This window comes from Saccharopolyspora tripterygii (assembly GCF_054778355.1).
In genome coordinates, this window is sequence record NZ_BAAGZP010000036.1 from 1 (window position 1) to 26,164 (window position 26,164).

24 protein-coding genes are annotated in these 26,164 nt (G+C 64.1%); 9 read left to right on the forward strand and 15 right to left on the reverse strand.

The window, feature by feature from the left end:
• Positions 1–1,969: MFS transporter (locus tag ACYVF3_RS25075; protein WP_461156723.1), on the forward strand; the 1,969-nt coding region annotated here is incomplete at its 5' end.
• Positions 1,970–2,209: 240 nt separating this feature from the next.
• Here the strand turns inward: ACYVF3_RS25075 and ACYVF3_RS25080 are convergent.
• Both ACYVF3_RS25080 and ACYVF3_RS25085 read right to left on the reverse strand, forming a co-directional pair.
• A complete protein-coding gene (locus ACYVF3_RS25080) occupies positions 2,210–2,728 on the reverse strand; it encodes a DUF4396 domain-containing protein (RefSeq protein ID WP_406693285.1) in 519 nt (172 codons plus the stop codon).
• Complete coding sequence (locus ACYVF3_RS25085) at positions 2,700–3,092, reverse strand: metal-sensitive transcriptional regulator (RefSeq protein ID WP_406690611.1); 393 nt, start codon at positions 3,090–3,092, stop codon at positions 2,700–2,702. Before ACYVF3_RS25085 ends, ACYVF3_RS25080 begins: the two co-directional genes overlap by 29 nt.
• Positions 3,093–3,328: 236 nt before the next feature.
• Between ACYVF3_RS25085 and ACYVF3_RS25090 the strand changes: the two genes are divergently transcribed.
• From ACYVF3_RS25090 to ACYVF3_RS25100, 3 genes are all read left to right on the forward strand, one after another.
• Positions 3,329–3,769, forward strand: a complete 441-nt coding sequence (locus ACYVF3_RS25090; RefSeq protein WP_461156724.1) for a DUF6153 family protein — start codon at positions 3,329–3,331, stop codon at positions 3,767–3,769.
• A gap of 76 nt (positions 3,770–3,845) precedes the next feature.
• A complete protein-coding gene (locus ACYVF3_RS25095; RefSeq protein WP_406693284.1) occupies positions 3,846–4,487 on the forward strand; it encodes a DUF305 domain-containing protein in 642 nt (213 codons plus the stop codon).
• A 378-nt stretch (positions 4,488–4,865) separates the two neighbouring features.
• The gene (locus ACYVF3_RS25100) at positions 4,866–5,753 is read left to right on the forward strand and encodes a F510_1955 family glycosylhydrolase (RefSeq protein ID WP_406690609.1); all 888 of its coding nucleotides are present in this window, start codon (positions 4,866–4,868) and stop codon (positions 5,751–5,753) included.
• Between the two features lie 240 nt (positions 5,754–5,993).
• On the opposite strand, the gene ACYVF3_RS25105 is transcribed toward ACYVF3_RS25100, so the two are convergent.
• Both ACYVF3_RS25105 and ACYVF3_RS25110 read right to left on the reverse strand, forming a co-directional pair.
• Entirely contained in the window at positions 5,994–7,457 is a 1,464-nt protein-coding gene (locus ACYVF3_RS25105; RefSeq protein ID WP_406693283.1) for a UDP-N-acetylmuramoyl-tripeptide--D-alanyl-D-alanine ligase, read from the reverse strand.
• On the reverse strand, positions 7,454–8,944 hold the full coding sequence (locus ACYVF3_RS25110) for a UDP-N-acetylmuramoyl-L-alanyl-D-glutamate--2,6-diaminopimelate ligase (RefSeq protein ID WP_406693282.1): 1,491 nt from the start codon (positions 8,942–8,944) through the stop codon (positions 7,454–7,456). The genes ACYVF3_RS25105 and ACYVF3_RS25110 overlap by 4 nt, the downstream gene beginning before the upstream one ends.
• A gap of 504 nt (positions 8,945–9,448) precedes the next feature.
• Between ACYVF3_RS25110 and ACYVF3_RS25115 the strand changes: the two genes are divergently transcribed.
• Together ACYVF3_RS25115 and ACYVF3_RS25120 are read left to right on the forward strand one after the other, a co-directional pair.
• Positions 9,449–9,817, forward strand: coding sequence for a BlaI/MecI/CopY family transcriptional regulator (locus tag ACYVF3_RS25115; protein ID WP_406690608.1), 369 nt, complete (start codon positions 9,449–9,451; stop codon positions 9,815–9,817).
• Between the two features lie 26 nt (positions 9,818–9,843).
• Positions 9,844–10,662, forward strand: coding sequence for a M56 family metallopeptidase (locus tag ACYVF3_RS25120; RefSeq protein ID WP_406690607.1), 819 nt, complete (start codon positions 9,844–9,846; stop codon positions 10,660–10,662).
• A gap of 142 nt (positions 10,663–10,804) precedes the next feature.
• Here the strand turns inward: ACYVF3_RS25120 and ACYVF3_RS25125 are convergent, their stop codons facing one another.
• The 9 genes from ACYVF3_RS25125 to ACYVF3_RS25165 form a co-directional block, all read right to left on the reverse strand.
• A complete protein-coding gene (locus ACYVF3_RS25125; RefSeq protein ID WP_406690606.1) occupies positions 10,805–11,464 on the reverse strand; it encodes a class I SAM-dependent methyltransferase in 660 nt (219 codons plus the stop codon).
• 409 nt (positions 11,465–11,873) lie between these two features.
• A complete protein-coding gene (locus ACYVF3_RS25130) occupies positions 11,874–12,713 on the reverse strand; it encodes a C39 family peptidase (protein ID WP_406690605.1) in 840 nt (279 codons plus the stop codon).
• A 665-nt stretch (positions 12,714–13,378) separates the two neighbouring features.
• Positions 13,379–14,011 carry a zf-HC2 domain-containing protein gene (locus ACYVF3_RS25135; protein WP_406690604.1) on the reverse strand — a complete coding sequence of 211 codons (633 nt, stop codon included), beginning with the start codon at positions 14,009–14,011 and terminating at the stop codon, positions 13,379–13,381.
• A gap of 194 nt (positions 14,012–14,205) precedes the next feature.
• Positions 14,206–14,991: a cytochrome c biogenesis CcdA family protein gene (locus ACYVF3_RS25140; protein ID WP_406690603.1), complete on the reverse strand. Its 786-nt coding sequence runs from the start codon at positions 14,989–14,991 to the stop codon at positions 14,206–14,208.
• A complete protein-coding gene (locus ACYVF3_RS25145) occupies positions 14,988–15,599 on the reverse strand; it encodes a TlpA disulfide reductase family protein (protein ID WP_406693281.1) in 612 nt (203 codons plus the stop codon). Before ACYVF3_RS25145 ends, ACYVF3_RS25140 begins: the two co-directional genes overlap by 4 nt.
• 129 nt (positions 15,600–15,728) lie before the next feature.
• Positions 15,729–16,409 (reverse strand): DsbA family protein, encoded by a 681-nt coding sequence (locus ACYVF3_RS25150; RefSeq protein WP_406690602.1) that lies wholly within the window; start codon positions 16,407–16,409, stop codon positions 15,729–15,731.
• Positions 16,410–16,842: 433 nt separating this feature from the next.
• Positions 16,843–17,457 carry a DUF305 domain-containing protein gene (locus ACYVF3_RS25155; RefSeq protein WP_406690601.1) on the reverse strand — a complete coding sequence of 205 codons (615 nt, stop codon included), beginning with the start codon at positions 17,455–17,457 and terminating at the stop codon, positions 16,843–16,845.
• A gap of 56 nt (positions 17,458–17,513) precedes the next feature.
• Complete coding sequence (locus ACYVF3_RS25160) at positions 17,514–18,293, reverse strand: DUF3105 domain-containing protein (RefSeq protein ID WP_406690600.1); 780 nt, start codon at positions 18,291–18,293, stop codon at positions 17,514–17,516.
• A gap of 171 nt (positions 18,294–18,464) precedes the next feature.
• Positions 18,465–18,971: a C40 family peptidase gene (locus ACYVF3_RS25165; protein ID WP_406690599.1), complete on the reverse strand. Its 507-nt coding sequence runs from the start codon at positions 18,969–18,971 to the stop codon at positions 18,465–18,467.
• Between the two features lie 539 nt (positions 18,972–19,510).
• Between ACYVF3_RS25165 and ctaD the strand changes: the two genes are divergently transcribed.
• Positions 19,511–21,232 (forward strand): aa3-type cytochrome oxidase subunit I, encoded by a 1,722-nt coding sequence (ctaD, locus tag ACYVF3_RS25170; protein WP_406690598.1) that lies wholly within the window; start codon positions 19,511–19,513, stop codon positions 21,230–21,232.
• 69 nt (positions 21,233–21,301) lie between these two features.
• Here ctaD and ACYVF3_RS25175 read toward each other — a convergent pair whose 3' ends face one another.
• Entirely contained in the window at positions 21,302–22,588 is a 1,287-nt protein-coding gene (locus ACYVF3_RS25175; protein ID WP_406690597.1) for an aminotransferase class V-fold PLP-dependent enzyme, read from the reverse strand.
• Between the two features lie 999 nt (positions 22,589–23,587).
• On the opposite strand from ACYVF3_RS25175, the gene ACYVF3_RS25180 reads away from it, so the two are divergent.
• Positions 23,588–23,998, forward strand: coding sequence for a hypothetical protein (locus ACYVF3_RS25180; protein ID WP_406690596.1), 411 nt, complete (start codon positions 23,588–23,590; stop codon positions 23,996–23,998).
• A 444-nt stretch (positions 23,999–24,442) separates the two neighbouring features.
• On the opposite strand, the gene ACYVF3_RS25185 is transcribed toward ACYVF3_RS25180, so the two are convergent.
• Positions 24,443–24,895, reverse strand: coding sequence for a hypothetical protein (locus ACYVF3_RS25185; RefSeq protein ID WP_406693280.1), 453 nt, complete (start codon positions 24,893–24,895; stop codon positions 24,443–24,445).
• 330 nt (positions 24,896–25,225) lie between these two features.
• Between ACYVF3_RS25185 and ACYVF3_RS25190 the strand changes: the two genes are divergently transcribed.
• A complete protein-coding gene (locus tag ACYVF3_RS25190; RefSeq protein WP_406690595.1) occupies positions 25,226–26,116 on the forward strand; it encodes a M56 family metallopeptidase in 891 nt (296 codons plus the stop codon).
• Positions 26,117–26,164: the final 48 nt, after the last annotated feature.

Consider the following 26,164-nt stretch of genomic DNA (forward strand, 5'->3'; position numbering starts at 1 on the left):
CATCGCCGGCACCGCAACACTACTAGCCATCGCATGCGCAATCGGCCTACACGAACCCGAGCGCGATACTCCCAACAACGTCGACACGTCCGCAAAGAACGACAGGAAACGCCCGTCGGTCATGCAGGTTCCGGGTGCGGCGTTGCTCGCGGTTGCCGCAATCGGTGCCTACTTCGGCGTCTACGGGCTCATCCCTGTCTACGCCGAGCAGGTGGAGCGAGTCGTCGCGGACCACGCCGCGGCAAGCCTGTGGGTTGGTGTGCTCCATGCGGTGATGTGGGGCGCGACCTTGATCGGATCATTCTGGTGGGGCAAGCACAACGACCTCACGCAGCGCCCGATGCGCACGTTCGCGGTCGCCGCTGGTGGTTGCGCCGCGAGCATCGCGATCGTCGCGCTCCCACTGGACCCGTTCGGAATGATCCCGTTCCGCCTGGTTCAGGGCTTCTCCTTCGCTGCGCTCGCCCAGTCCCTGTTCCTGCACTTCAGCAAGCACGCGCCTGGCACGCAGAAGAGCTCATTCGTCAGCACGGCCAACAGCTACCTGCTCGTCGGCCAATCTGTCGGTCCGCTGCTAGCCGGTCCAATGGTTGGGATCATGCCCGTGCCCAGCGTCATTCTGGTCATGGCGACAGCGTGCGCACTCGGTTTCTTCCTCGCCCTCGGGCCCGCGCGGGCTGAGAAGCACAGGCTGGCCGAAGACGATGTGCACGGGGACGACCACCAAGACGGCGACCAGCCAGGTACCGAGACCACCGCTCCATTCCCTGCCCTCAGGACGCCACGCAACGGTGTCGGCGTCGTGCCCTTCCGTGGCTGGCGCATCACCACACGCCACCTCGATTCCCTTGCGTCCCAATATGCGACCTTGTCGGGCAAGAACAGCGGAACGCCTGCTGGGCTTGACCACACCTTCCGCGCGTGGCAGCGGAGTGGTGCGGTCATCCAGGATCGTCGCCCGGCCTTTTACGTCTACGAACAATCCGGACCGCACGGGTCTGTTCGCGGCATCCTGGCCGCGGTGCACCTCGACAGTGGTCTTCTCCCCCACGAGGACGTCATCCCGGAGCGGGTTGACAGCCTCATCGAGGTACTGCAGGGCGGGCAGGTCAACCCCGAGCCGGTCCTACTCGGTTTCTCGGGCGATGGGCGGACGACCAAACGCATCGCAGATGCCACGCAGGAAGCACCTGTCACGGAGGTGCTGGCCAACGACGGACAGTCGCATCGGCTTTGGCGCATCACCGACTACGCCGACCAGGACGAAATCATCGACGAGCTCGATGCTCGCGCGGCATACATCGCCGACGGCCACCACCGCCACGCTGCCACCAGACAGCTGCGGCGCTCGATCTACGCGGAAGGCCACGGGCCAGGCCCGTGGGATTTTCTGCCAGGTCTCCTCGTCGACGTCAAGGCCAGTCCGCTGCGCCTCGCGCCGATCCACCGGGTACTACCCTTCGCTGACCCGCAACTGGCGCTCAAGGCATCGCGCACCAGGTTTCGGGTACAACCATTACGTGGTGAGCTCCCACATTGGGCTACAGTTCTCAAACACCACGCACGTAGAGGCCCGGCCTTCGTACTCGCGACCCCGCAAGGGGGGTTCTTGGTGAGCGATCCTGAGCCGGGATTCCTGGATGCGGCGATGCGCGACACCCAACCCGCAATCCGCAACATGCACGTTGCGGTCCTGCACACAGCTCTGATAGATCAGCTGTGGCAGATTCACGATTCACCAGAAGACATCCGCTACGAGCAGAATGCAGTCGAGGCAGTACGACAGGTACGCCGCAACGGCGGTGTCGCGGTGCTCACGAATCCTCCTGCGCAGGAGGATCTCGTGAAGGCAGCCGCGGCAGGAGTGCGTTTACCCCGCAAGTCCACGTCCTTCGGCCCGAAGCCTCACCCTGGCCTCATTTTCCGGACTCTCGAGGAACCCGTGAGCCAGTTCCGGAAGCTCACGTGAGGTAGTCCTTCAGGGAATCTGGAAGATATCCACAGGACACCCCGACTGGCCTCCTAGGTTCGCTGGGAGGCCAGTCGACGACCTCGGCAGTCGAGATTTCTTTACTGTCGCCGTTGTGTTGCTGCGTCGAACTCCTGCCGCAGGAAAGGAGTGTGAAGACCTCGCTACCGAAACATCCCGAAAAGTACCGTGTCCCAGCACGTTAGCTGCCAGGTTCGCTGCGGCTCCTGAGCGGCCTCGTCAGTGGTGGTATTTGTGCACGACCGCGTGCCCTTTGCCCCGGGCGATCAACATCCGGTTGACCGGGACCGTCAGCACGAATGCGATCAGCAGCGAGACCGCCAGGGCACCCCAGAACAGCGCGCTGTCCAGCCCAGCATCCATCGCGCCGGGAATGACCACCATGATGAGGTTGTCCACGATCTCCATCACGGTGATCGACAGGGTGTCGGCAGCGAGCGCGACACCGAGCGCCGCGCCGAAGGCCAGCCCGGAGCGCAACACGGGCAGGATGGTCAGGCTGTAGCCGAAGAAGAACGCCAGCACGATCGCCACCACGATGGTCACGGCGTTCGACAGGCCCAACGCCGTGCCGATCACCATGCCCAGCACCTCGCCGATCGCACACCCGGTCAAGCAGTGCGCGGTGGCCGACACTGCCGAGCGGGTCAGCGCGCGACCTTCCAGCGGTCGGTGATCGTGCTCTTCCTCATGCCCCTCGTGCACGCGGTCATGATGGAACTGGTCGCGGCTTTGCATGTGATCGTCCATGACTTCTCCCCGGTGAAGAAAACGCCCAACAAGTAGGAGGCGGATTCGCATCCGCTTGCGCCGCTGCACTCTGCGTACCCCGTGGGGGTAGACGCAGAGGCCCGACGATAACGTATCGGCCCCGCCGGGCCCCACAAGCGATGTGTGCCGCCCGGACTGAAGCGCGAGGCACGCTAACGCTTCGCTGCCCTGAGACCTTGACCTCGGCCTCCTTGTCATTACTGGCAGTCACCTCAGCGAGACAGTGCCTCAGGTGCACATCCAGGCGACCGATCGACACGACCTTGAGCGTCCGCAACACGGCGGACACCTGGGCGAGGACATCGATGCAGTACTTGTCCTCCTCGACCATGCGGTCGACGCCTCGGACCGGCCCTTAAGGTGCCCCGGAGGTGTTGGAGCCGCCTCCGGGTTGCCGTGCACTGCTGTGACTCCCATCAGTCGCCCGCCTCGACGCAAATACCCCCTGAGGGTAGGATGGCCACTGTGTTCACGCATCACGTCCACATGAGCCGTCCGGCGCCGGATCGCCGTGGCCTCCCGCACGCCAGCACAACCGCAGCCGAATAGTCGTTTATCGTGAACCTCGTGAGCACGCACGCAAGCCGTCGAGCCCTGCTGTGGGCGCTGCTCTGCGGGCTGCTCCTCGGTTTGCTCGGAATGCACCACCTCAGCGCGAACGGCGCGGCCGGCACGCACGCCACTACCGCATCGAGCAGCACGACCACATCGGCGGCTGCGCATAGCGAAGACTCTCACCGCAGTGACTGCTGCACCCCCAGGACCAGCATCGGGTCAGAGGTGGCAGAAGGCGGACACGGATCCGACTCCCACAACCTCATGCACCTCTGCCTAGCGGTGCTGTGCGCGATCACCGCACTCACCGGGGCAGTGCTGATCTTCCGCGGCAGCAAGCACCTCCAGGAGCCAGGGACCGGACGCTTCCCGGCACAGGCCTCCCCTCATCGACCGGCGCGGGCGCGCGCGGGCCCGGACTTGCTCTCGTCGATCTGCGTTCTCCGGCTGTGACCGGCAAGCTGCACGGTCTGCAGCGACACCGAAGCACATCCAACCTCAGGTGAACCAGAACGACGAGGAAACACCCATGCGCAAGAAGACCTTGATCGCAACCACCTTTGCCGCTCTGACGGCAGGGGCTGTACTCGCCGGATGCAGCGGCAACACTGGCGGCGGCCACGACATGGGCAACATGGCCCCCTCGACCGCCGCCCCGGCACCCGGCACCGCGCAACAGGGCGACCACAATCAGGCCGACATCACCTTCACCCAGCAGATGATCCCGCACCACGTGGGGGCACTGGACATGGCCAAGATGGTCCAGGGCCGCACATCCAACCCGCAGGTGCTCGACCTCGCCGGCCGCATCGAGCAGGCGCAGGACCCCGAGATCAAGCAGATGACCGGCTGGCTCCAGGCATGGGGAGCACAGACGCCCCCCACCGGCATGCCGGGAATGGACCACGGCTCGATGCCCGGCATGGAGTCCGGCGCGCCGATGCCGGGCATGATGAGCCAGGACGAGATGAACCAGCTCATGGCGGCCAAGGACGGCGAGTTCGACAAGCTGTTCCTCGAGATGATGATCAAACATCACCAGGGCGCCGTCGACATGGCCAAGGTCGAACTGAGCCAGGGCAGCAACGCCGAGGCCAAGGCACTCGCCCAGCGCATCATCGATTCCCAGCAGGCCGAGATCGACGAGATGCACAAGCTGCTCCAGGGATAACGCATGAGGCATGGGGTGGGTTCTCACGCCCACCCCATCCTTGGCGGCTCACATCGGCAACAGGCACAAGGTCTTCAGAACAAGTTGGGCCGATTTAGCCGTCCGAAATCTTGCGACGGCATGATCCCGCCGGCTAAAGGCTCTCCAGACGAGCGCTGCCCGCCGTGTCAGTTCGAGGCCGGCCGTCTCATCGGAGAAGATCCGCATCCTGCGGATTCCACGAGTGCGCGCCACCCACCCGGACCGCACGTGTGGCTCTCCGGAGGCATCGCGCCCAACTACCTCGCAGCAAACCGCCGGCTGGAGGCAACGCATCGTCGCTAGAACAAAGGACTACCGGTTCTGCCACACCGACAGAACCGATCGCGCAGGAACCACATGAAACCTCGACGATCGAGCAACAACCCGCGACGCACGGTGCTGTTTTCGACCACCGCGCTGCTGATCATCGCTGTGGCTGTTGCCACGGTTTGGACCAGCTACAACAGGCATGAACGCGGCCTCGGTAGTCCCGCCACCGAGCCCCTCGGGCACGTGCACGGCCTGGGCGTCGACCCCGCAGATGGAATGCTCTACAGCGCAACCCACTACGGACTGTTCCGCTTGCCCGAAGGAGGCAAGCCCGAGCGAGTCAGTGACCTGCGACAGGACACCATGAGCTTCACTGTCGTCGGGCCCGGCCACTTCCTCGGCAGCGGTCACCCGGATCCCCGCACAGGCGAGGCACAGGCAAACCTCGGGCTGATCGAAAGCACCGACACCGGACGCACCTGGCACCCCCTGTCGTTGTCCGGACAGGTCGACTTCCACAGCCTGGAAGCCAAACACGGGAAGGTCGTCGGGCACAGCAGAACGGCTGGCGCTCTGCTGTCCAGCGAGGATCGGACCTCCTGGGAGCGCTTGGCAACCGCGCCGCTAGCCGACTTCACGGTGAGTCCCGCCTCCCCCGAGGAACTGGTGGCAACCACCGAGCAAGGCCCAATCCGCAGCACCGACGGCGGCCGGAATTTCACCTCGACCCCGAACACACCATTGCTGTACCTCCTCGACTGGTCCAAACCGGATCAGCTCCACGGCTTGGATCCCCGGGGTCGCGCCTTCATGAGCCCCGACGGTGGCACAACGTGGGAAGCACGCGGACAGCTCGGAAGCACCCCGCAGGCCATGACTGTTGACCGCGACCGGTGGTACGTCGCGACTGCGAACGCGGTGCTGGTGTCCTCGGACGGTGGACGCACCTTCACAACGCGAACGCCCTTCACCTGACCGAGCGCCCTGCGCAACACCGCTGCCCGTCATTCCAGACAGCGGTAAGAAACTGCGCCAAGAACACCTCGCGGAACCGGGCGTGTTTCAGGTCCGCAAGGGCGGCGGCCGGGCCGCTCACTGCTTCGTGAGACCGAGTTCGATCGCCCGTTCTGACTGAAGTATCGAGAAGTTGCACGCCCCGGTCCGCGCTGCACCGAAGCGAGCGAACGGCGCCCGTAACCACATTCCCGCGCAACGTCAATCGCCCGACCTTGTCGGCAGCAACGCCTCGGCGACCCGCCACAGCCGCGCGGTGTTGGACGCCTTGACCAGCACGACATCGTCTGCACCAAGTCGCTGATCGAGCACAGCGGTGGCGACGTCGGCATCCGGCACGAGAATTGCGTCCCCGCGGTCCGAACCTTCGCGGCAAGCTGCGAGGTACATGTCCGTCGTTCGATCGCCCACGGCCAGCAGGTGGTTGATACCCAGCGCCATAGCGAGACGTCCGATCTCGGCATGTTCCTCGGCTTCTGTTTCGCCCAGTTCCGTCATCGGACCGAGGACGGCCCAACACCGTCGCGACCTCGCTCCTGCGATAGCGGCGAGGCTCTCCAACGCCGCGCGCACGGACTCGGGATTGGCGTTGTAGGCGTCATTGATCACTGTGACCCCGTCGGCACGGGTATTCACGTCCATGCGGTGCGCGGATCGCCGACGGGCTTGGGACAGCAGCGCAGCAACCTGGTCAACGCCTGCACCCAGCTCAATCCCCACAGCGGCGGCCGCCAGTGCGTTGGCCACCTGGTGCGCGCCATGCAAACGGAGCATAACTGGCGCCTCCCCGGCGGGGCTGACCAGCCGAAACCTGGCTCTCGCCTGATCGTCGAGTATCACGTCGACTCCGCGGATGTCGGCGCTGGCGTGCGTGCCGAAACGCACCACCTTGGCCGATGTCCGCTCGACCATCGCCGCGACCAGCGGGTCGTCCGCATTGAGCACCGCAACACCTCCCATCGCTGCTGGGGGCAGGGCTTCCACCAACTCTCCCTTGGTCTGTGCAATGGCGTCACGGGAGCGGAACGAGCCGAGGTGTGCGCTGCCGACGTTGAGCACCACGCCGACTCGGGGCGGTGCGGTCCGGCAAAGCGCGGCGATATCGCCGGGAGCCGTGGCAGCCAGTTCCAGCACGAGATGGCGGGTCGCCTCGTCGGCGCGCAGCACCGTCCACGGATGGCCGAGTTCGTTGTTGAACGAGCCGGGCGGGGCCACGGTTGTCCCCACTGGTTCCAATACCTGGGCGATCAGGTCTTTCGTGGATGTCTTCCCGCAGGAGCCGGTCACCCCGACTACCTGCATTCGTCCGGAACGACCGAGGTCGGCAACGACGCTGCGGGCCAGGGACGCCAACCCCGCCAGCACCGACGGTGCTTTACCAGGTCCGTCTGTACGTGGAGTGGTGTCGCCATCGAGCGCAGGAACGATCACGGCGGGTGCCGGGACCTCCCGGGTTGCCAGCACGCCGACCGCGCCGGCCCGCATCGCGGCTTCGGCGAAGTCATGCCCGTCGACCCGCTCCCCTGGCACGGCGACGAACAAATCACCGGGGCCGACCTGTCGTGTGTCGAACTCGACGCTGCCGGTCACCACGGGGCTACCGTCGGTGCGGTGAAGACGCCCGCCGATTGCGTCCGCGATCTCCCTCATAGTGCGCTTGATCATCGCCACGCCCCCAGCGCCTCGGAAGATCCCGCCTGCTGTTGTGTGGAGCGCTCTTCCCAGCCCTGGTCCATTAGGGACGACCTGGCAACGTCAACATCGCTGAACCGATGCCGGATCCCCTTGGTCGTCTGGTAGCGCTCGTGGCCACGTCCAGCGATAAGCACGACGTCATCGGTTTCGGCACGCCTGATCGCCGCGCCGATCGCCTGCTTGCGATCTGGCTCAACCTCGACCTCCGCTCCCTCACAACCGATCGTGCCGGTGAGCATCTGCGCGATGATCTCCTCAGGGTCCTCTTCGTAGGGATCATCGGCGGTGAAGAGCACGGTATCCGCCGCTAGAGCCACACGTCCCATATCAGGCCGGTTGAACCGGTCTCGATTCCCCGCGCACCCCACGACCAAGTGGACTCGACCGCCTGTGCTCGCCGCACGGGCGGACGCGAGCACTTCGGCCAATGCCGCCGGTGTGTGCGCGAAGTCCACCACCACCAGGAACGGCTGGCCGTTGTCCACGTGTTCGAACCGGCCGGGCGGCGGAGCGGCCTCGAGGCCTGCAACCACATCGTCTCGGGATGCATCCATCAGACGAGCCGTGGCATAGGCAACTGCCAGGTTCGTGACGTGACCTCCGCCGGCGATGGAGATGGCCAGTTCCACTGGTTGGTCCCCCTCGTGCACGGTCAGACGCGCCCCGTCGAGGGCAGAAGTGGACACATCAATTCGCACGTCCGCCTTCGAGTTGTGCCCTACGGTCACAGTCGGCACCTGCGACTGAGCCGCTAACCGTTGCCCCCAGGGATCATCGATGTTGACCACCGCCTTGCGGCAGCGGTCCGGGGTGAACAACGCCGCCTTCGTCGCGTAGTACTGCTCCACAGTGCCGTGGTAGTCTAGGTGCTCCGAACTGAGATTCGTGAACACAGCGACCTCGGCCATCACGGGATCAATTCGGTGCTGGTCGATCGCGTGCGAAGACACCTCCATAGCTGCCACCTGAACGCCAGCCGCACGCATGCGGCATAACGTCCGATGCAGTTCCGCGGCATCCGGAGTGGTCAACGTCGCCGGGCTCCGCCACCCTGGGGCACGCGTTTCGACCGTGGACATCAGGCCGGTGCGATAGCCTGCTGCGGCTAGCGCCGCTTCGACCAGGTGAACCGTGGTCGTCTTGCCGTTTGTTCCGGTCACCGAGGCGATCCTGAGCTCATCTGCCGGGTGTCCGTGCACCGCCGCAGCAACCGGCCCCACCGCCGACCGCACCGACGGCACCCGCACTTGGGGAACGGGCACGTCGGCAAAGCGTTTCACCAGCAAAGCACTGGCGCCAGCGGCCGCTGCCTCGCCCACAAAGGCATGCCCATCCTGCCGGGTTCCTGGCACAGCGCAGAACAGACCACCACGTCGTACAAGCCTGCTGTCACCGCTGACATCAACGACATCGGCATCGCCGCGCAGTTCGAACTCAGGAAGTCCCCGCACGGCCATCGACAAGCTGACCCCGCCGTGTTGGCAACCGCATTCCATTCGCCACCACCATGAACTTCCCGGACGACCACACTTGTTGCTTCAACCGACATGGCTACATCCGCCTGGTACCTGCTGGGCGCGACGCTCGCTGCCCACCGGCACGAGGAACAGTGTGGGTCTCCTGCCGCTGAGCCGCGAATCGCAGTGCGGCAACAGCAGCCGAGTCCAACCCATCCAGAAACCGGCGCGGGCTCGAGCCGCCGCCGATCTGGGCAAGGTGAACACCGATCGAACATAACGACTCTAGATCGTACTATGTTTGATCGTAGACTGAAGCAGGCTCCCGTCCCCGACTCAGAAGGCGCTGACGAGATGGACACGGCCTCAGCGTTGGCCCCGGTATGACGACGTTCGTAGCGACAACCGCTGCTCGAGCTTGTCAGATCGAGTGTTGATCCAGATATCTTCGCCGACCTCCGTGGCGCACACCCTCTACGACGATGGCAGGGTAGTATTTGAACCGTGGGACGCCCGGCAGGCACGTCTGATCTCGGATCGCTTGAGGCAGAGGTCATGGCCGTGCTGTGGCAGGCTGATTCGGCAATGCGAGTTCGCGAGGTACTGGCCGAGCTCAATAGCGGTCGTGATCCGGCGCTGGCCTACACCACGGTCATGACTGTGCTCTCACGGCTGGCCAAGCGAGGAGTAGCACAGCGGGAGCGGGCTGGCCGCGGGTACGCCTACCTACCAGCTGTTGGCAGCGCCGCTGAGATCGGGGTACGACGCCTGCTCAACGACTACGGCGAAGCAGCCCTCGTGTCCTTCGTCGACCACGTCAGCGAAGATGAGCACCTGCGGGCACGGCTACGTCGCCTGGTCGACGAGCAATGAAGGCGGACCGTCCACTGTGGGCACTGGTGGTCGCGACGACGGCCACCTATCCCGCGCTCTGCCTATCCTGGTGCTTGATCGCGGCTTTCACGATCAACCCCGACGCCCGCGCCCTCGGTATCGCGGGCCATCCCGGCGCGCTTTCCTCGATCCTGCTGGTCCTCTCCGGCACGGTTGCGGTCGGCAACTCAGTGCGTGCCGTGGCGCTCGGACTGCTGCAGACCCACCGGTTCCATGCCTTGGTCGCTCGCCGGCGAGTATCGACGCCCGCCTCCGTCCACGCTGTCGTGACCGAACTCAGGCAGCTTGAACGGGTCACAGTGGTAGACACTCAGGAGCAGGTAGCTGTAACCATCGGACTCCTACGACCTTCGATTGTGATCAGCACCGGCCTGGCAGAGAGCTTGAACGATGCTGAGCTACACGCGGTGTTGGCCCACGAACAAGCGCACGTGCAACGGAGAGATCCATTGCGCGCGCTGCTCGGACGATTGCTCGCTGCCCACCTGTGGTTCATGCCAGCAGCCCAGGACATGCGGTCCCGTGCCCGGCGCGACTACGAACTGGCAGCCGATCGCCATGCGGTGAACGTTTGCGGACGATCGGCACTCGCGGGGGCGCTACTGCGCGTGTTGTCTCCAGTCGCGAAACCCGAGTTCGTGGCCCCGTTCGCGGAACCCGGCCTACTGGACGCACGGATCGCTCAGCTTGAATCCGGTCAGGCACCGCGGCGGGCACCGATTTCACCGCTTCGCTCGGCGTGGACCGCGGTGGGAGTGCTCGCCTTCATGACCGCAGTCGTCGGGTCGTGCCTGTTCATACCTCACGTTTGCCCAACGCAATGACGGAGCGTCGGGCCTCGTAAGGATCCGAGTGGCAGATGCCGCGCCACTCGAAGAGCTCATCCGAGGCTGTCCGCCGTCATTACAGCGTCGGCGTGGGATCACGACCATCCGCAACCGACCGAAGCACGCATCCAGGAATCAATCAGGAAACTCCTGGACCATCAGGGATCGGCTTGCGAGCGACCATCCTTTCGACGATGCCCAGCTTGAACCGCTCGTGCTCCTCGATGAGGAAGCCGGCTGCCCGCACGTATCGGATGGGGCGACGACGGAAGTTTTCCCCAGCTGTCGGGACGGTCACCAGATCCAGCATCCGTTGCACGATCCGCGCCGACCAGGAGGTGCTGATGACGTGGTCTGCAAGCAGCAACTGACCACCGGGCTTCAGAACGCGCTTCATCTCGTCGACCACCCCGCGGTCATCCGGAACCGCGCAGAGGGAGAAGGTGCAGACCACGGTGTCGAATGACTCGTCCGCGAACTCCAGCTGCTGCGCGTTGCCAACGCTCAGCTCAACCACGCGACCGGTGGCATCCGCTCGACGACGCGCGAGGTCCAGCATGCGCGAGCTCAGGTCGATGCCCGTCAACCGCGTCTCGTCCGGATACCAATCGAGGTTCAACCCGGTACCCACAGCTACCTCGAGCACCTCGCCCCTAGCCTGACGGCACACCCACTTTCTGGTGTCACCGAAGAACTTGCGCTCCATGAACCCCATCTGCTTGTCATAGCTGCGAGAATGCTTGTCCCAATGCCGCCGCCGCAGTTCGAGGTCCTTCGATTCTGCCGACACTACGTCCACCGTCCCTGCTCGATCCGATGACCTCCAAGACTACTACTAAATATAGTAGGTTTCTTGGCTGTTGACCACGCCGCCATCGCAGTCGGAGTCGGCGATCTGACCCTCACCAGGGGGCAGCTTGCGAAGCCGCGGTCGACACCATCCCGCTCGCCGAATCACGCCGCCACGGGAAACCCGATCTGGGCCTTTGCCGACAACCTCGCCAGACTGCCGCCGACTTCGGCCGGGCGGCTCAATCCACTGATGCCGACCGGCAATGACCCTCGGCAACATGCTCCCCGTGCCCAACAGCCTGCACCTGCGGCTGTTGGGCGGCGGCACAGCGCGAGATCGGAATCAGCTGTCCAGCATGCCGAAGGCCCGCCGAAGTTCGGCGGGCCTTCAACTGCTCTTCAGTAGATGCTGTCGATCAGACGGCATACCCCTTGGTCTGGATCAGTGACGCGAGCTGATCGAGGCTCAGCCAGTGCTCCGTGATTCCGCTGAATCGCGCCGAATCGGAAATGTGCACTGTCTGGTTCTCCGCGTTGTAACCGATGACCGACACGTAGTGGTAGATCGTCTGGTCCGCAGGATATCCAGGCGGCTGGTTGTCAGGCGTCGCGACGATGTTGGCCACCGTCGCCTTGCCGGCATCAACGTTGCGGATGACGTCAGACCACAACTCGTTCTTCATCTCAGGAGTGATCGGACGGCCAGCCCACTCCTTGACCACGTAGGGCGCGCGGTTCCCGGCGAGCCGCTTGTTGAGCACATCGATGAACTGACTGATGTGATCGGTGCCGTTCTCGGTGGTACCGAGTTCGGTGGCCAGCGCGGCCTGACTCGGCAGATCCTTCGTCATGGCGGACAGGGCGATGCGCGCCGCAGCGGGACCACACCAGTATCCGGTTTCCTGCGCTTGGTAGTCGACGGCGAGCGACTTGGTGACGGCTTGCGGGCGGACCTCGGGAGCGCTCGGCACCACCGCTGCCGGAGCAGCAGCAGGCCCAGGAGGTAGCGCCGGAGCCGGAGCTGCTTGGGCGGCAGGCAAGACCTGCGAGGAGACCGGGGCAGGCTCTGGATCCGCGCCCGCTACTACTGGGTAACCAATCGCCACGACGGCGGTGCCGACGATGGCCGCGCTGAGAGCCTTGCCTGACACCTTGCTGCTACGGGCGTCACCACCCGAGTGTGAGCTGAGCTTTTGAGTGAGTGCGCGGACTGCCGCATTCGGGGCCTGGCCGTCCGTCTTTCGATGCTTGTACACGTGCGCCTTCCGGAGTCGGGGAAAGATCCGGCCACCACCGCCGGGGATGCGGCGGCCTCTCGAGCGAGGCGTCGTGACCAAATCGTGATGTAGCACCACCAACGTAACTGACGGTTATGAATACTTCAACGTGTCACCCGTTCAGGTCATCTAATTTCTTCTCGTTGACTCCGCGGAGTAGTGCCGATGTGGGGGGCGTCACCTGCGCTTGGTGATCACTTTCGGTATGTCATGCTGGCGGCAGCCGGGCTCCACTGGAGCGATCGTGGTAGTCACATTCGCTGAATCCGCGCCCCAGCAAGGATTTCCAGTCTCGGCGCACACGACCGCGAATGCGCACGCGAGGCGGGCGGCCTGCTGGTCGCAGATGGCCCGCTTCCGGAAGGGCTTCTCAAGCGGTCATTCAGGTCTCAGCGCGCCGGTAATCTCGGCAGGCGGGTGACCAGGGAGGAGGCTCCCGTCAGCTTCATAGTTAATCAACATCGCACGAGCTCCCCCCGGCACAACGCTCCGTGCCCAACCGCCCGCCCCACCGTCATCACCGCAAAATTGTCGGTGCGGAGTCGCACGGTCAAGCTGATCGTCGGAGTGCCGTAGGCCCCAGGTGCCTGTGGTTCTGTTCGGGTTCCGGTCCGGAGGTCTGTGCTGTTGGCGAGTTGGAATGCCTAATCGAACGCGTTTCCGGGTTCTGTGTTGCCGGGACGAGGGCTCCAGCGAGAGAAATCACTTTGCACGACGAGCAGCAAGGCAAGCCCGAACACCAAGAGGCCATGCGAGACGAGTCGGCTGATCGGGACGTTACCGTTGATGAGTTCGGGGATGCTGAATCCGCTCAACACGGTGAGAAATGCGGCCAGCACGGGCAGTAATCCGGAGCTCGCGCGGACTCGCCACGCGGTCCAGAGCATGCCCAGGCCGAGTGCCAGGTTCCATGCGCTGCTTTCATTGAACAGATGCCTGGCCATGAGGTGATCATATTCAGCGTGGCCGACTCCGAACATTTGCGCGCTCCCCAGCGCGATCTGGCCCAGTGCGACGCTGGCGAGCAGGATCCGGGGCCACCTGCGCAGGAAGCGGTCACGCAAGGGCAGTACGGCGTTGAGCACGGGCACGGTGAGGTCTGGTGTCGGTTCGACGGCACGCACCCGCAGCGCCCGGGTCAGTTCGGTGGCGCGGTGCTGCCAGAATCGGCAATCGGCGCACTCCGCGAGATGCCCCACGAGCTGTTCGTCTGGCAGCGGCGGCGCCTCGCCGTCCAGTCGTGCTGACAGCGCCTCGCGGCAGGTGTAACAGTCCACGTTCACACTCTCGCCTGAGAACTGGGAGAAGTTCCAGCCTTCTCTCCATCACGGCTGAAGCCGCCTGACAGGTATAGCCGCCGAGGTGCCGGAACACTGCGGATCATTTCGAGGCCCACATCACTCCGTTCCGAGCACTAAGCTTGGATCCACCGGTGGTCCAGGCTAAGCATGCTTGTAGGGCCCTGGCCGACTCAGATGGGAAGCGTGAACCCGGCGATCGGGCCACGCAACAAGGAGATCAACTCGCCCCACATGCCCGTCACCAACGCGAGACCGATCATGATCAAGAAGGCGCCACCGACCTGTTGCACTCGCCGCACGTGCCTGCGCAGCCAGCTCGTCGCACGAACCGCCCACCGTGCCCCGAGCGCGAGCACGATAAACGGCAACCCGAGGCCCAGGCAGTAAGCCGCGATGAGGAGCACACCTCGACCTGCGGCGGGACCGACGTCGGTGCCACTCGCCACCGCGATGACCCCGGTCAGCGTGGGGCCCAGGCATGGCGTCCAGCCCAAGCCGTAGACAGCACCCAGGAGCGGCGCACCCCACAGACCATCCGGCCGCGGCGGGCGTCGGATCTTCACGCTGAACTGAAGTTGCGGTACGAGGCCGAGGAAAACCAGGCCCATCGCAACGGTGATGACGCCGCCGATCCGCTGCAGCAGTTGTTCGTTGGCCAGGACGGCATCCGAGAAGCCGAGGACAGCGACCGTAGTCGCCGCGAACACGACCGTGAATCCCAACACGAACAACAACGCGGCGCCAGCTACTCGCCACCGCCCCTGCACCGGGTGCCGCTCCCGGTCGGCCAGGTCGATTGGCGGCGACTGGGCTCCCACCAGTCCCGCGAGGTAAGCGAGGTAACCCGGCACCAGCGGTAGGCAGCACGGGGAAGCGAAGGATACGGCCCCCGCAGTGACAGCCAGCAGGGCAGCCAGCAGCAGAGGCCCCGAGATTGCCAGGTCGGTCAGGTTCACGGCCGTCCTCCTGTCGATCCGTCCGGTTCGGCCGCGATCCGTTGGACGATTGGCAGCAGTTCGGAGTCGAGGATCTGCGTCAGATAGATAGCTGCGACGCGGTGCTGCCGGTCGAGCACGATCGTGGACGGCACCACACTGCGTGGATACCCCTTGAGCGCCATCAACGACCGGCCCGATGGATCGTAGATCGAGGGATACGTGATGCCGCGGTTGCGCACGAAGTCAACTGGCCCGCTGCGCATCCCGTCCCGTACATCGATCCCGAGGAACTCGACTCCGGAGCCCTTGGTCTGGTCGTAAACACGTTGCAAGTGCGGCATCTCACTCCGGCATGGTCCGCACCAGGAACCCCACACGTTAATTACGACGACTTTGCCCGCGAACTCGGAGAGCGAACGCTGCTTGCCCGGTTCGAGCAGGTCTTCACCGGCCAAAGCGGAGACGGTTCCTCGTGACCCGGGTGGATCGTAGAAGATCTTGGTCTGACCCCCTGGCGAAACGAAGGTGAACCCACTTGCCTGCCCGGAGTCCGCACCAGAACCGCAACCCGCCAGCAAGAGGAGAGCAACGACGCCAAGGAGGGACCACGAACGCCTCGCACGCATTTTTCGCAGCACCGCACCCTTTCGTCACACCCAACCCTGGACTACTAGGCAGGGTAGTTTGAAGCGATGAGGATGCTTCTTCGGGGTATCCCGTTCCGGTACAACAAGATCGCCAGCGCCTCCCTGATCTCAGCGCGGCGAGGTTGCGAGCTCTCGTTCAATGGCAGCCCTGAGCGTCTCGTACGTCGGCATCGCGGACAGGTGGCGCCCGTTTACGAAAAACGTTGGGGTGCCTTCAACTCCGATGTTGATGCCCTCGCGGAAGTCTGCCTGGACGCGCTCGGCGGTCGTTGGGGCGTCGAGCGCTGCTTCGAATGTCGCGACGTCGAGTCCGAGCTCACGAGCGAATCCGACGAATGTCGCACGATGATCGACTTGCTGGTCGCCCCACTGCGCCTGCGTCTCGTACATCTTCCGATACATTTCTTCGAGCTTTCCCTGCTGCCCCGCAGCCTCGACGGACCGCGCCGCGAGATCGGAGTTGCGGTGGCTGGGGATCGGGAAGTAGCGCATCACGAAGGTGACCCGCCCGGCGTACTCCTGGCGAAGTTGTTCCACGACCGGGAAGGCAGCCCTGCACGCTTCACACTCGAGATCGAGGAACTCGACAACGGTAACCGCACCATCGGGCGCGGTCGAAAGCTTGTGACTGTCCGGGCGAACCAACACCTCGGCCGGCACCGGAGCTGACGGCGCGGGCTCAGCAACCTGCCCAGAGGGCCCACTGGGACGAGTGGCAACCAACAGCACCGCCACCACGATCGTGGCGACGGTCGCCACTAACACACTGAGTTTCAAGTTTGTCGTCACGTGCTCACACCCATTCCGCCGTACCAAATCCTGGACAAAACGGTAACGGACGACAAACCAGGCCAAGTGGGGGGCTCCACAAGAGGACCTCGCCGCTTCGAATTAGCCGGGAGTTGGGCTACAGCGGACAGCCTCAACGACAAGGGTCTGCAACAGCCGCCCATGACGACGCGCACTACCTTCCTCTACCGGGCAAACGAGAAACTTCCGACGAATGTGACTGCCAGAACATGATGGAGAATTATTGAATTGCCACTGGCCCGGGACACCTTCATTCACAGGTCGTTCTCAGCTGCACAACCAGCATTGACAAGACGTTATCTGCTAGCTGACAAGCAAACTGCAGCGCAGATAGCCGTCTAAACCTCTGCTCGCGGTCTAGGCGGCGGCCTCGCCGGGTCGGCGGCATGCGTCAGCTGTCAAGGCGCCGCGATCAGTTCGGCATCGGTAGTGGGCGAGCTCCGCGCGTCGCGAGCATCTGGGTCATGACGTCGATCTCGGAGCTCTGCGCGTTCAACATCTGTTGAGCCAGGTTGCGCACCTGGGGCTGGTCAGCGCGATCCACGGCCTCACGCATCATAGGCGCTCCTCCCTGGTGGTGACGAATCATGAGCTGGAGGAAGTAGGTGTCGAATTCGGGCTCGGCCAAAGCACGTAGCTTCGCCAGGTCCTCAGCAGACGCCATGCCGGGCATCATGGCGGGAGCCTTCGCACCCTGACCGTGCTGCTCGTGCGATGCATCTTGACGCATCCAGGTCATGTATGCGCCAGGCGGGAGGTCAGGCTGGTTCCACAAGCTCAGCCAGCCTTTCATCCGGCCGGCCTGCTCCAGCTGGGATGTTTCGATGTCGAAGGCCAACTGCCTCACGGCCGGATCTCTGCTCGTTTCGCGCGCGATGTTGGCCATCTGCACGCCTTGCAGGTGATGCACGCTCATGTCCTGGGCGAAGCCGACGTCCACCGAGCCGGAGGCCTTCGTCTCCTCCCGGTCAGGTGTCGCGAGGAACAACACGGCTGCCGCAACGAGCAGTCCAACGGCAAGCAGCATACCTGCGATGAGGGCGCCCCTCAGCGGACGTGAGGTTGCTTTCCAGGCCATCTCACTCACATCCAGTTGTCTTGACCGAGCTGCTGATCTGCCCGTGATCCCCTGCTAGCGGCCATGGGCACGGCATCCGGGCCGGGCGGATTCGGATCGAAGGATGGCGGCGCGTCGGGGTCGAACTGCCCCGGCCCCAGCGCATCGCACGAGGCGCCGACCTCCGGATGGGTGTACTGGTTTGCGCGAGTGGCTCGGATGAATTGGTCGACCCGCGGGTCAGCGGGACTATCCACCTTGAGCTGACGACCCCACGATTGCAACGAGATCGGCTTGTCCAGGCCCGGGTAGGGCGACATCGTCAGATACTGCTGGCCGTCGACAGCCTTCCGCAGCGCCTCAACCCCAGTAGCATCGACGCGCTCGGGGTTGTAGGTGATCCACACAGCACCGTGCTCGAGTGAGTGGACGAAGTTCTCCGTCCGGACGGGACTGTCATAGACCACGCCGTTGCAGGCGGCCCAGGCTCCGTCGTGCGGACCACCGAACGGCGGGCTCGCCTCGTATTTGACCCGCTGAGCAGGCTGCACGTGTTTGCCTGCCTCGTAGTCCTTGAAGGTGACGCCGGGAATGTTCCGCGCCGGATCACGATTCGAGTCCGAGGGCGTCCACGGGGCGACCGCTGCCTCGCGCTCAGTGTTCGCCGAATACCGCATGTAGACATACCCGAAGATACCGCCGGCGAATACCACGACGACCGTAACCGCTGCGATCATGATCCAGGGAACGGAACTGCCCCGCGCCGCTGCGACGCTGTTCTTACCGGGCTGCTTCTTGCTCGCCATCCTCGTCCGCCTCGAGTTCGTCGGTTACTAGCATCGATAGTACGTATCCCGGAGGCCGGACTCTACTCGGATTGCCCGGGCTCACCGCAACAGGGACCTCAGGAGGAACAGGCCGCAGCAATGGCGCCCGAGGAAATGAGGCCGCCCGGCGCTGGACCGCCCCTAACGAGTTCACACGACGATCCGATGAGCGCCGATATAGTGCCCGTCGCCCTTCGCTGACCACGACCACCAGCTGTCCCTCGGTCCCTCGGTCGGCGCGTCAATCATCTTCCCGCCACCGACCTGCATACCAACGTGGTGGATCGTGGATGGGTCGCCGCTGCCGTCGTCGAAGAAGATCAGATCTCCGGGTTGCAACTGGTCCTTCGGTACCGCTCTACCGGCACCCCACTGCGCCCTGCTGTTGCCCGGGATGGTGATCCCGGGCTGCTTGTGTGCCCAGTTGGTCAGGCCGGAGCAATCGAACGTCGCTGGCCCCTTGGAGCCCCACACGTACTCCGACCCCGTTTGGACGGGGCTGCCTGCAGGGCAGGGTTCGCCGCACCGGGCGGGCCCTAGGTAGCTGCCGGAATCGACCGGCCCACGCAACCCGGCCTTTTCATCGGAGCTCAACTCGCCCATCTCCTCGCGCAAGTCCTCGACCTGGCTTCCCAGGTCCTTCTTGCGCTGACGCACGTCAGCAAGGAGCTTGGCTGCCGTATTAGCTTGGCTGCGTCGAGCTCAGCCTGTTTCTTGGTGAGTCCATCTTGGGCGACGAGGACATCCTCATTCGCCTTGCTCGAATCTTCGCTCAGCTATTTGTAGCTCCGCATCGCGTCGGAACCACTCAACGGGTCCGACGGTTGCGCGAGCGCGGGTGCAGTCACCGCGACAGCCGCCACAGTCACCACAGAGGCCGAGATCGCACTCCGCAACGAACGCTTCACCTGACGTAAGGTCACGTTGGACCGTTCTCCCTCGTCTTCATGAGCTCCTACTGACGGTCAGACCAGTGCAGCAGGCCCCTCGCCGCCCCAGCGGCTCACCTTCGCGCAGTCAACGCAAGCTCCCCGCAGCTCGGACGGGAAACCTGCTCGACCCGGGATTAGCTTTCTACTAGACGCAGTAGTACACCCTTACGATGACCGGTAGTAGTTCATCTATAGTGTGGCTACAGCAGCGCTGGGCGCACTGCTCGGTTGCTTGAGCGGCCGGCTCATAGTCAGGAGGCAACGTTGACAACGGTGGCGTCACAACCGGCCCCGACCCGGCTTTCCCCGAACCGCAAGATGGCTAAGGGGTCGTTCCTGGCGCGGATGTTCCGCACGACGGACCACAAGCAGATCGGCATCCTCTACCTGGTCACATCGATGGCGTTCTTCATGGTCGGCGGCCTGATGGCGATGCTGATCCGCGGCGAGCTCGCCAAGCCCGGGCTGCAGTTCATCTCGCAGGAGCAGTACAACCAGCTGTTCACCATGCACGGCACGATCATGCTGCTGCTGTACGCGACCCCGATCCTGTTCGGCTTCGCGAACTACATCCTTCCGCTGCAGATCGGCTCGCCGGACGTCGCGTTCCCGCGGCTGAACGCCCTGAGCTACTGGCTCTACCTGTTCGGCGGCATCACCGTCGTGGCCGGATTCCTGACCCCGGGTGGAGCTGCCGACTTCGGATGGTTCGCCTACACCCCGCTGTCGAGCGCGATCTATTCGCCCGGCGCGGGAGCTGACCTGTGGATCTCAGGTCTGCTCGTCAGCGGCCTTGGCACGATCCTCGGAGCCGTGAACATGATCACCACCGTGGTCTGCCTGCGCGCGCCGGGCATGACGATGTTCCGGATGCCGATCTTCACCTGGAACATCCTCGTCACCAGCGTGCTGATCCTGATGGCGTTCCCGATCCTGACCGCCGCGCTGCTCGGGCTCATGGCCGACCGCCACCTGGGCGCCCACGTCTTCGACCCGGCCAACGGCGGCGTCATCCTCTGGCAGCACCTGTTCTGGTTCTTCGGCCACCCCGAGGTCTACATCGTCGCGCTGCCGTTCTTCGGCATCGTCTCGGAGATCTTCCCGGTGTTCAGCCGCAAGCCGCTGTTCGGGTACACGGGCCTGGTCTACGCGACGCTGGGCATCGCCGCGCTGTCCGTCGTCGTGTGGGCGCACCACATGTACGCCACCGGCGCCGTCATGCTGCCGTTCTTCGCGTTCACCACATTCCTGATCGCGATCCCGACCGGCGTGAAGTTCTTCAACTGGATCGGCACCATGTGGAAGGGGCAGCTGACCTTCGAAACGCCGATGATCTTCAGCGTCGGCTTCCTGGTCACCTTCCTCTTCGGCGGTCTCACCGGTGTCCTGCTGGCCATGCCGCCGATCGACTTCATGGTCTCCGACACCTACTTCGTGGTCGCGCACTTCCACTACGTGCTCTACGGCACGATCGTGTTCGCCACCTTCGCCGGCATCTACTTCTGGTTCCCGAAGATGACGGGCCGGATGATGGACGAGCGGCTCGGCAAGCTGCACTTCTGGCTGACCTTCATCGGCTTCCACGCCACGTTCCTGGTCCAGCACTGGCTGGGCAACGAGGGCATGCCGCGCCGCTACGCCGACTACCTGGAGTCCGACGGCTTCACCACGCTGAACACGATCTCCACCATCGGCGCGTTCATCCTCGGTGCGTCGATGCTGCCGTTCCTGTGGAACGTCTTCAAGAGCTACCGGTACGGCGAGGTCGCCGAGGTCGACGACCCGTGGGGCTACGGCAACTCCCTGGAGTGGGCGACCTCCTGCCCGCCGCCGCGGCACAACTTCACCGAGCTGCCGCGCATCCGCTCCGAACGTCCGGCGTTCGAGCTGCACTACCCGCACATCTCCGAGCGGATGCGGCTCGAAGCTCACCTGTCCCTCACCGGCAAGACCCTCGCCCACAAACACGGACCGAACAACGAATGATCGTGGAGAAGCCGGCCATGCTGATGTGCGACAGCCCGCGAAGATCGCTGTTCGGCCATGCCTGCGTCGTCATGCGCGGAACCGCTCGGCGGCATCGTGCAGCGCGGCCGCCAACTGATCCACCTGCTCACGAAGAGTGAACAACGCAGGAGTCACACGGACGCAACTTCCCTTGACAGGACCATCCCGCTCAACTGTGAAGATGCGGTATCGATCGAAGAGGTAGTTGCTGATCGCTTCGTTGTCCGCCTTGGAGATCCGTCCCGTAATACGGAAACTCGTGATCGCACTGTACATCGACGGGTCCTCAGGGGTCAGAATCTCTATGTTGTCGATGTCGCTGACGGCTTTGACCCAGCAGTCGCGCAGGTGCTGAAGCCTCGCGTGCTTGACGGTGCTTCCCAACGAGACATGGTGGTCCAAAGCAGACGGCACCGATAGGACACAAGCGACGTCCCGGGTCCCAGAAACGACTCGAGACCGAATATCGTCCGGCGGGTACGACCGGTCGGCGAACGCTGGGTCGATAGCATTCAACCGATGCTGACGAACATAGAGGAATCCGGTTCCCAATGGGGCACCGATCCACTTGTGCAGGGAGAAGCCGACGAAGTCGGCTTCTAGGTCCGCGACCGTGAAGTCAAGTTGCCCCCAGGAATGGGCCGCATCGACGATCACATCGACACCGTGGTCACGTGCCATGCTCACGATCTCGCGAACAGGCAGGACGAGGCCGGTGCGATTGTTCACGTGGCTCAGCAGCAAGAGCTTGACCGCAGGATGGTCGCGAAACGCCGCAGCGTAAGCGTCAAGGACGGCCTGTCGAGTAGCGGGTTCGGGTATCGCGAGGGTCACGACCTTGACACCGCGGCGATCCTTCAACCAGTCCATGGAATTTTGCATATCTGGGTAGTCGAGGTCGGCATACATGACCGCGTCACCTGGGCGTAGTTCGTTGTAGCCACCGATGAGGTTCTGCAATGCTTCGGTCCCGCTCTGGGTCAGGGCGATCTCGCCCTGCTGAGCACCGAGGAGGTCGGCTATCCGTTGCCTGATCTTGTCAGCCTCAGACTTGTAGGTAGTGCGTAGAAGCCGTGAATTACGACTGTTCAGCAGATCGACGTTGCTGTGGAACGTCTGACGGACGGCGTCGGGCATGATCCCGTAATAGCCGTTCTCCAGGTTGATGAAGTCGTTCGTGACGTTGAACTGCTCGGCAACGTTGCGCCAGTAACGCTCGTCCTTTGCGATCTCGCCGGGTGTCTTGTCCTTCGACGGGGCGGGAGCCAAGGGCGATGCTGCACGAACGGGAGAGGCGGCCAGCGCGGGCACCAACGTTCCGATGGCACCGACCATGCTACGTCGTGAAATGGGCATCGATCCTCCGGTTTCAACAGGGCGCGTGGATGGGTCGGCCGAACGCCGCGGAAGCCAGGTTCGGCCGCCAACGAACTGGAGCGTTGACCCCCACCGATGTCCAACTGCTTCCTGGGACATCCGTGGGATCTTCCGAATCGACAAGCGCCACCAGCTGAGTCACATATCGCTGACCATGATCCGGACCCATTCGAACACAGGTCCACTGTAGATCCAATGACAACTCAAACGCGTTGCACCATAAGGACAAGAGTTCGCACGAAAGAAGGACGCGAAGAGCCTGCAGAGCCGACGCTGGCCCCAACCGGCATGTTGGCCACCGTGGGTGCCGATTGCTTCACTGACCGCATCATCAGTACTGGGAAGCTGTCGCTTGCTCTCCTGGCCCTGGCCACGTTCGTTGCGGTTCACGTGATGGTTGCGACCAGCAATGGCTCACCCGCACACACATGCGTCCCAGACTCGGTGGTCTCGGTCGGTGGTGACGACTCGTGCTCCGGCAACGACACCGGACATGGTGAAAACCACGATGACACCGAGCACTGCCCGGGAGACCATCACTGCTGGTCTTCGATGCGTTTTAATGCTGCGTGCGCGGATCTCCCGGTGCAACTGACGGTCAGCGTTGACGCGCCCTCGGTTGCTGCCCAGCTGGCTACGGCGCGGCCTATTCCGCCGATCTCGTATTCCGCCCATCCGGCCAGATCGCTGGGAGGCCGTGAAACCCTCCTCTTGTCGAGCACGTCACGAACGTGAATCCCTCGCTTCGTCTCAGCTGAATCAAACTCTTTCTCGGCATGACTTTTGCGCCGTGCGACGAGAACTTTCCGTGTGCCGAAACGCGATCACGAGGGACAATTTCAGGCCGCGTTGTTCGCGGTGTCCGGAATCCTCGCGATCGCAGGACAAGTTCGGATCACTGCTGGGTGTAAGCGGCGATGGGGACCTGACCGTTGCCTCACCGCTGGCCTGCTATTGATGAGCGCGGCCTTCATCCCACCGCTGTTCACCGCCACCGCACCGAGCGCGACCGGGCACACTTCTCTCGGGGACGTCATCGCCCGAGCTGCCCCACTGCTCCTGTCTGCGGCGCTTCTCGCGGTCGGTCAGGTAATTGTGTTTCCCTTCGAGATGGACACGATCGTGACGTTGACAGGAAACCGGCTCGTTGCAACCTATTATTACGGCCTCTACAACACGGTCTGCGGAGTGGGAATCATGCTCGGCAACCTGCTGACACGAAGTGCACTCGATGCCGCCCGAACGTCCGGGGTCGCCATGCTGCCGTGGGTTGCCATGATCGTCATCGGTCTTTTCTGCGCTGCTGGGATCAGCACGCTCGATCGAGCCCAACGCTTGAGCCTCCAACCCGCCGTCGCAGCCGGCTGACAGGAGCAGCTTCTACAACAGACGGAGACGGTGGTGGCCTCTAGCGACGTGGAATCTCTAGAGGCCACACCGTCGCATACCGGCAATCGCCTGCATATCAACCACTTCTTGCTGTCATGCCCTGGCGCGCCTAGGCCGACCTCGGAAGCTGATCAACAACGCAACCACGCCCAACGCCAGCTGCTGCTTCGCGTATTCGTCGGCAGCCGCGAAGATCGATCGGCTCCAGAATCACCCTGCCCAACCCCACCCACTCGCCGCGGTGCCCGGTGTCGGTTCCTTGCACACGGAACCCGCCGTGAGCCAAAAGACGGGTTACCCCAGCAACGCCAGGTCGAGCTTTGCCGAGTGCTACGTCGCCTCAGCCCTTCGTTCGGACCGACGTAGCCAGAGGACGCCACGCCGAGGCAACGGCGCCGAGGCCGAACCACGGCCAGTCATAGCTCACCGGCGTTCTCGGTGCTCGAGCTCGACTGCGTGGCGCATCGTCTTGCGGCCTCGCTTGCGGTCGCCGGCGAGGTCGTAGGCCTGGGCCAAGGCGAACCACCGGCGCCAGTCCTGCGGTGCGGCTTCCAGTTCCGCCTGCTTCTCATCGAACCACGCGTCGGCGATCTCCCGCTCGACCCGGCCTGACGGGCGGCGCGGCAGGCACGAGACGTCCGGCATCGCATTCTCTGCGTAGAGCCGTCGCGCGAGCCGTTCAGTGCTCACACCGAACCGCAACTGGTCAACGACCAGCACGGCACCGAGCACCGGCAGGACGAAAACAGCCAACCCGAGCACGATGAACACCGGGTGCCCACTGCTGATCATGATGACTGCCCGGCCACCCATGAGCACCAGATAAGCCAGCAGCACAACGGCCACCACGAACGCGGACGTCCGCGGCGTCAGCATCCAGGATTGGACTGACGAGCTCACGTGACGACCACCTTCCACATCGACAAGGACGCCGCGAATCGTTGCAGCTCAACCCGGCATCATTACTACGCACTCTAGTACACGACCGACCGCGCGCCGGCCTCCTGCCTTCCAGCAGCGGAACCCGGGGATTCGAATTCGACATTATGTGCGCCGTCGCCCCCTCGCCGCGAACCGCTATCGTGGCCGTACGCCACAGCGCTGGGCACCAGGACCAGACGACGGGGGAACCGTCGCGCCGATTCGAACGCAGGCAGGCGCCAGATGACACCACCGGCTATCGGACTGATGGGCGGAGCGTTACTGGTGGCCACCACGGCACCAGCCCTGCTCCGCAGGTATCAGGGCATGCTCGCTGCGCCCACCGTCGGCCTGATCGCCTGGCTAGGTGCTGCCGGCGTCGCTCTCGGCATGATGTTCGCCGCGGGACCGTTGGCCCTTCTCGATGCGCATCTGTGGCTCGCGGCCCGCACGAAGTCCTTCAGCGGGTCTTTCCTGGCAGGGTGCATCGGCGTGCTGCATCGACCGGGTGCTGCGGCACTCACCGCCACGCTCGTGGCCACGACACTCGTGGTCTACGTCGCCTTCGTGTTGGCCAGGAACCGGGCCAAGCGACGGAACCAGACACGTCTCTACTCGCGTACCGTCGAGCGGCTTGGGCACCACGACGCCCGCCTTGGCGCACTCGTCGTTCCCTACGCGGAACCGGTGTGCTTCTGCCTGTACGACGGGACACCGCGGACCGTGATCAGCTCGGGTGCGCTGCAGCTGCTCACCGCGCGCCAAGTGGAAGCCGTGCTGAGCCATGAACGCGCGCACCTTTCTGGACATCATCACGCGTTGACCTCACTGTCACGAGGACTCGCTCGCGCGGTCCCGCTTCCCCTCTTCCGCGCGTTGCCCGAGCAGATCGAGCTGCTGCTCGAGCGATCGGCCGACGAGATCGCGAGCACGCAGTGCGGGCGGGGCCAGGTCGCCTCGGCGCTGGCACGGATGGTCGACCACGGTGTGCCGGGCACCGCTCTGGCGGCCACCGGCGGAAGCCTTGACACCCGGATGTCCTACTTGCTCGATCCAGCCAGCTCCCCGCGCCTGCGCGCACGAACGCTGGTGTCCTGGCTCCTCATCGCTGTGGTCACCGCCGTTGGACCAGTGACGCTGCTGACGCTTGCCTGCGAACTGAGCTTGGCCCCGTAACCATAGCGACTCACCCGAGCAGCAGACCCTGTCGCCTCGACCTCGTAA